Below are 5358 nucleotides of genomic sequence, written 5' to 3'. Positions count from 1 at the left end.
ACCTCCACCCGGCCCGCCGGCCACCTGGCCGACCACAGGGGATCGACGACCGCCAGAAAGTCGTCAGGCAGCAAGGGCGTGGTCAGCCGCCCGGCCCCCTGCCACACGGGCCGCGCCAGTTGCCGGAGCACACCGACCATTCCGCCTCCCGTTCCTCGTCACTCTCCGATCGTCTACGCTCACGCAGCCGTGGGGCACCGGCAAGCCGGGTTGCTCCTTCCCTGATGGCCATGCCCCTGGCGCGAGCCGATCGCTTACCCGAACGCGCCGACGACGGACCTCCCGCCGCATCTCGGGGGAACCTCAGTGAAGCCCTTGCGGCGCGGGCTGACGCCCGCCAGCTCGGCCTCGCGCATCAGCCGCTCGACCCGCTTGCGGCCCACCGCGACGCCCTCGCGCTTGAGGACGGCGTGCACGCGCGGTGAGCCGTAGATCCCGCCGGACTCGTGGTGGATCTGCCGGATCTGCTCGGTCAGCTCCGCGTCGCGACGGCGTCGCTCGCACGGCTCCTTCTCGCGCCGGCGCCACCGGTAATAAGTGGACGAGGCGATGTGCAGTTCCCGCAGGACGCACTCGACCTCCAGGTGCGGGTGCTCGTCAACGAGCGCTGTCACCTGGGCCGGGTCGGGTCGAGTTGCGCCGCGAAAAAAGCCGAGGCGGTGCGCAGCACCTCGTTCGCCCGCTTGAGCTGCGCGTTCTCCTTGCGCAGGGCCGCAAGCTCCGCGCGTTCGTCGGTGGTCAGCCGGTCGTCGCGCTCGCCGGCGTCGGCCTCCGCCTGGCGGATCCAGCCGCGCAGGGCCTCGGGATGCACACCGAGGTCCTCGGCCATGCGGCGGATCACGGGCTTCGGCTCGGCCGTGCGATACATCCGCACCGCACGCTCACGCAACTCCAGCGGGTATTTCCTCGGGGCAGCCATGGTCAGAGCTCCTCTCATGAGAACCATCTGACCCTCTGTCACCACCCGCCGCATCTCGGGGGAACCTCACCCCCACAGGGCGGTGGCGACCCATTGCAGCGGACGGGATCGAGCTGTTCCGGATCGCATCGGTCTCGGTCAGCCGCTACCGATACCGGGCCAGCACAATCCCCAACCCATGGCAGCCTGCGAACCCCGTCTGACGGCAGAGACCGTGGAGAGCCCGTTGCGTTGAGAGGCGCACGGCGGGTTCGGCGAGAGGTCCGGAGAAACGGACCGGGAGCAATCCCGGCACCGCGCTCCGGGCCTACTCAGCGGAGCGGTCGCGGAGTGTCACAAGGCAGGTTGCTTCGCAGCTGTGATCACACCTGCTCTTGGTAGACCCGGATTTCTGGGGGGTGGAAGTTGCGGACGATCGGCCAGAATTCCTGGCGGCCGAGGCCGTCGGCCCAGGCGTCGAGTTCGTCGTCCGTGTCGTGGAAGAACCAGGACTCGAAGTGCCCCAGCGCCCGAAGTTGGGGGACGGGCTCGTACCGAAGTTCGCAGTGGAGCTGGATGTAATGATCATGCTCGCCGGAAGCGTCGTTGATCTCGAACTGCCGGGCCAGGTCCAGTGTGAAGACGGGCGGTCCCTCGAAGGCGTGAGTCCCGTACTGGAAGAGAAGGCCATCAGCGTCCGGCGTGTCCGCGGTGTCGAAGCGTTGGGAGCCGAAGCGCACGAACCTGAGCCACACCTCGTCCAAGTCCAGTTCGGCGAGGGGCTGCTGTCCACGGCTCAGCTCATGTTGAAGTCGCTCCTCGGCCCGGTCTATGGGCAGTCTCCCCGACATCCCTGTCCTTCGCGGTCTCGACGGAAGCTGTGGCCTCGCGGTGATCTTCTCAGCCCACCACACTCGCTGACGTGACCAGGGTTGGCTGCAGAGCCTGGGCGCGACGCTATTGGAGCAGGATCATCTTGCGGAGCAATTCGAATCCGGCACGGCCGTAGAGCTGCCTCTTGATCTTCTTGATGCGGTTCACGGCGCCTTCCGTGCCACCGGAGCTCCAGTGCAGGGTGAGGCCGGCGGTCACCGCGTCGAGGTCTCGGAGCAGGTGGAGGGCAAAGTTGGTGAGGCCGGGCAGCTGGCTGGCATCGACGGCCTCGATCCACGCGGGGAGCATGGGACCCAGCCGGTGAGCCAGGATCTCGCCGAAGCCGCGGACATGTTCGGCCGCTATATCCAGTTCAGGACAGCGAGCCAGGACGTCCTTCAACGCAGCGCGCTCGTCTTCGCTCAGGGTTGAGGGGTGACGGGTGAGCCAGCCGGTGACCCGCCTCACGGTTGGCGGCGGGGGTGGCGCCTGCGGCGGTGCGGCGCGCAGGGTGGCAATGTAGGCGCGGACCATCTGGTAGGTGACGGGCGCGTTATCAGCGATCAGTTCGCGATGCAGGCGGGTGACGTTCGTGCATCCCGCGGCGAACCTCCGTTCCAGATAGGGCTTGTAGGGGTCCAGACGACTGGGCCGGGGAGTTTGAGCTGCACCCCGTTTCGTGGAGTCCCTGATGCCAGGGTTACGATCCTGGCGAAGGAGATCCACCAGCACCATGGCAGCACCCCGTAAATACCCGGACGAGCTCCGCGAGCGCGCGATCCGTGAGGTCCGGGCCACCGGCCGGCCCGTTGCGCATGTCGCGCGGGATCTCGGCATCCATCCCGAGGCCCTGCGCGGCTGGGTCCGCCAGGCCGAGGCCGATACCGGCGAGCGGGATGACCGGCTGACCACCGCCGAACGTGACGAGCTGAAGCAACTCCGCAAAGAGAACGCGGAGTTGAAGCGGGCGAATGAGATCCTCAAAGCGGCCAGCGTGTTTTTTGCCCAGGAGATCGACCGTCCCCGGACGAGGCCGAGCAAGTGATCGACCACCTGCGTGAACGTGGCCTCGGGGTCGATCCCGTCTGCCGGGTGCTGGAGTTGTCGCCGTCGACCTATTTCGCCCGCAAGAAGCGGCCGAAGTCCGCTCGCCGGCTCCGTGACGAGCAGCTCATGCCGCTGATCGAGGAGATCCACGCCGAGTCCGGGGCCACCTATGGGGCCCGGCGGATCACCCGCGCCCTCAGGCGCAAGGGGATCGAGGTGGCCCGGTGCACGGTCGAGCGGCTGATGCGGGAGCTGGGTATCGAGGGCGTCATCCGCGGGCAGCGGCGCCGCACCACGGTGCCCGAGCCGTCGGCGCCACGCCCACCGGACCTGGTCGACCGCAATTTCACGGCCTCGCGCCCGGACCAGCTCTGGGTGGCGGACATGACGTATGTCCGCACCTGGTCAGGCTGGGTGTATGTCGCGTTCGTCCTGGACGTGTACTCGCGGATGATCGTCGGCTGGCAGGTAGCGAGCCACATGCGGACCGAACTCCCGCTGGATGCCCTGGAGATGGCCTTGTGGAGACGGAGGATTAAGACGGCCTCCGGCCTGATTCACCACAGCGACCGCGGCTCGCAATACGTGTCAATTCGGTACACCGACCGACTCGCTGACATCGGTGCCTCCGCGTCGGTCGGTTCCGTCGCGGACTCGTATGACTGTGAGGATGAGGTCACCGTCGCCGGGGCGGCCTGACTGGTGTTATGACTGACCCTTCGGGTGTCCTTGCTGTTGATCTGTCGGTCACTCCGGCGGCGGGCTCGTTGCGGGCCGTCGGCCGCGCGGGCAGTGACCGAATAGGAGCCTGCTCCACCAGGCGCTCGTCACAGTCCTGTCCTCCCGCCCGGCCGACGGTCTCGCGCTGACCGCCGCTTCCGGGAGGGGAACCGACAGCCATGACCAGCATCCTGCAGGCCGAGCCGATCGGGAAAGTCGTCGTCGGAGTCGACACCCACAAGTACGTCCACACCGCGGTCGTCGTCGATGTCGTTGGCGGCAGTCAGGGCACCACCAGCGTCTCCGCCGACCGGGGCGGATACGAACAACTCGACGCCTGGGCCGCCCAGTTCGGTCAGGTCCTCGGCTTCGGTGTCGAGGGCACCGGTTCCTACGGCGCCGGTCTCGCCTCCTGGCTGCGCCGACGGGGCCGGAAGGTCGTCGAGGTCAACCGGCCCGACCGCAGGGTGCGACGCCAGCGCGGCAAGTCCGATCCCATCGACGCGGAGAACGCCGCCCGTGCGGTCCTGGCCGGCACCGCGACCGCGACCCCGAAGAGCGCCGAGGGCACGGTGGAGATGATCCGCCACACCAAGATCGCCCGGGACACGGCCGTGAAGTCCCGCACCCAGGCCATGGTCACTCTCAAGGCTCTCATCGTCACCATCCCCGACGAGCTGCGCGAACAGCTCCAGGGCCTGTCCAAGATGGCGCTCATAGAGCGGTGCGCGGGGCTGCGGCCCGGTTCACTCACCACGATCCTGGCCTCGGCCAAGCGCTCCCTTCGCTCCCTGGCCCGCCGCTGGCTGGACCTCGACGAGGAGATCAAGGGCCACGACAAGCTGCTCGGTGAGCTCACTCGTCGGCAGGTCCCCGAGCTCGTGGACGCGTTCGGCATCGGCGCGGACACCGCGGCCGAGGTCCTGGTCGTGGTCGGGGACAACCCCGAACGCATCCGTTCGCAGGCCGCGTTCGCCAAGCTCGCGGGCGTCTGCCCGGTGCCGGCCTCGTCCGGCAAGACTGACCGGCACCGGCTCAACCGCGGCGGCCACCGGCAGTTGAACTCTGCCCTCTATCGGGTCGTGATCGTCCGCATGCGCTTCCATCAGCCGACCATCGACTACGTCGCCCGGCGGACCGCCGAAGGCAAGACGAAGCAAGAGATCATCCGCTGCCTCAAGCGGTATCTCGCCCGCGAGATCTATCAGATGGTCAAAGCCCGCCCCGAACCTGCCTCAGCGGCTTGACGAACTATAGGAGTCGACCGTTCACCTGCGGTGACGCCCCGCAGGCGTGAAAATCGGTGCAGGGGCTGTCCGCCGACGCCGCTTGATGTTTGGGCTGTGAGCCCGCATAGGAGTCTGGTGAGGGAGCCGTCCGAGGGGGCCGCACACTGTCGCCTTGAGCACGCCGATCAGCTTCTCCGTTACCCCTTTGGCTTCCCGGGCAGCCCCTGCCTGCACCAGCACAACAGGGGGGTACGTCATGGAGGAGTTGAGAGAAGACCACGACGACGGCACTGTCGCCAGGGTCGCGGCGATCGACATCGCGAAGGCGTCCGGGATGGTCTGCCTGCGCGTCCCGCACGACACCATCGAGGGCCGTCGCGTTCAGAAGGTCTGGACGGTCGCCTCGACTACGAACACGATCCTCGAACTCGGTGACCGGCTGATCTGCCAGGGCGTCGAGCGGGTGGTCATGGAAGCGACGGGCTCGTACTGGCGCCCGTTCTTCTACCTGCTGGAGGCCCGCGGCCTGGACTGCTGGCTGGTCAACGCACGTGACGTGAAGAACGTTCCCGGGCGCCCGAAGACCGACAA

8 protein-coding genes are annotated in these 5358 nt (G+C 67.7%); 4 read left to right on the top strand and 4 right to left on the bottom strand.

Annotated features, from left to right (window positions below; translation table 11 throughout):
• Positions 1-254 precede the first annotated feature (254 nt).
• The 4 genes from ACFV7R_RS46640 to ACFV7R_RS46625 form a co-directional block, all read right to left on the bottom strand.
• Entirely contained in the window at positions 255-614 is a 360-nt protein-coding gene (locus tag ACFV7R_RS46640) for an IS3 family transposase (protein WP_385276787.1), read from the bottom strand.
• A complete protein-coding gene (locus tag ACFV7R_RS46635; protein WP_385276784.1) occupies positions 611-919 on the bottom strand; it encodes a transposase in 309 nt (102 codons plus the stop codon). Before ACFV7R_RS46635 ends, ACFV7R_RS46640 begins: the two co-directional genes overlap by 4 nt.
• Before the next feature lie 362 nt (positions 920-1281).
• On the bottom strand, positions 1282-1749 hold the full coding sequence (locus ACFV7R_RS46630; protein WP_385276781.1) for a hypothetical protein: 468 nt from the start codon (positions 1747-1749) through the stop codon (positions 1282-1284).
• Between the two features lie 106 nt (positions 1750-1855).
• Complete coding sequence (locus tag ACFV7R_RS46625) at positions 1856-2506, bottom strand: transposase (protein ID WP_385276778.1); 651 nt, start codon at positions 2504-2506, stop codon at positions 1856-1858.
• Between ACFV7R_RS46625 and ACFV7R_RS46620 the strand changes: the two genes are divergently transcribed.
• From ACFV7R_RS46620 to ACFV7R_RS46605, 4 genes are all read left to right on the top strand, one after another.
• Complete coding sequence (locus tag ACFV7R_RS46620) at positions 2505-2816, top strand: transposase (RefSeq protein ID WP_385276775.1); 312 nt, start codon at positions 2505-2507, stop codon at positions 2814-2816. The genes ACFV7R_RS46625 and ACFV7R_RS46620 overlap by 2 nt on opposite strands.
• Positions 2813-3517: an IS3 family transposase gene (locus ACFV7R_RS46615; protein WP_385276772.1), complete on the top strand. Its 705-nt coding sequence runs from the start codon at positions 2813-2815 to the stop codon at positions 3515-3517. The genes ACFV7R_RS46620 and ACFV7R_RS46615 overlap by 4 nt, the downstream gene beginning before the upstream one ends.
• 200 nt (positions 3518-3717) lie before the next feature.
• A complete protein-coding gene (locus ACFV7R_RS46610; RefSeq protein ID WP_385276769.1) occupies positions 3718-4785 on the top strand; it encodes an IS110 family transposase in 1068 nt (355 codons plus the stop codon).
• A gap of 238 nt (positions 4786-5023) precedes the next feature.
• On the top strand, positions 5024-5358 hold a 335-nt coding region (locus ACFV7R_RS46605), incomplete at its 3' end, for a transposase (protein WP_385276767.1).

Origin of the sequence: Streptomyces sp. NPDC059866, assembly GCF_042731325.1 — a bacterium.
GTDB lineage: Bacteria > Actinomycetota > Actinomycetes > Streptomycetales > Streptomycetaceae > Streptomyces > Streptomyces flavusporus.
This window is presented reverse-complemented; position numbering and strand designations above follow the sequence as displayed.

Bases quoted from the DNA above. Each gene is read 5' to 3' on its own strand.
- ACFV7R_RS46635 (WP_385276784.1), bottom strand. From the start codon at position 919: ATGGCTGCCCCGAGGAAATACCCGCTGGAGTTGCGTGAGCGTGCGGTG.
- ACFV7R_RS46630 (WP_385276781.1), bottom strand. From the start codon at position 1,749: ATGTCGGGGAGACTGCCCATAGACCGGGCCGAGGAGCGACTTCAACAT.
- ACFV7R_RS46620 (WP_385276775.1), top strand. From the start codon at position 2,505: ATGGCAGCACCCCGTAAATACCCGGACGAGCTCCGCGAGCGCGCGATC.
- ACFV7R_RS46625 (WP_385276778.1), bottom strand. From the start codon at position 2,506: ATGGTGCTGGTGGATCTCCTTCGCCAGGATCGTAACCCTGGCATCAGG.
- ACFV7R_RS46610 (WP_385276769.1), top strand. From the start codon at position 3,718: ATGACCAGCATCCTGCAGGCCGAGCCGATCGGGAAAGTCGTCGTCGGA.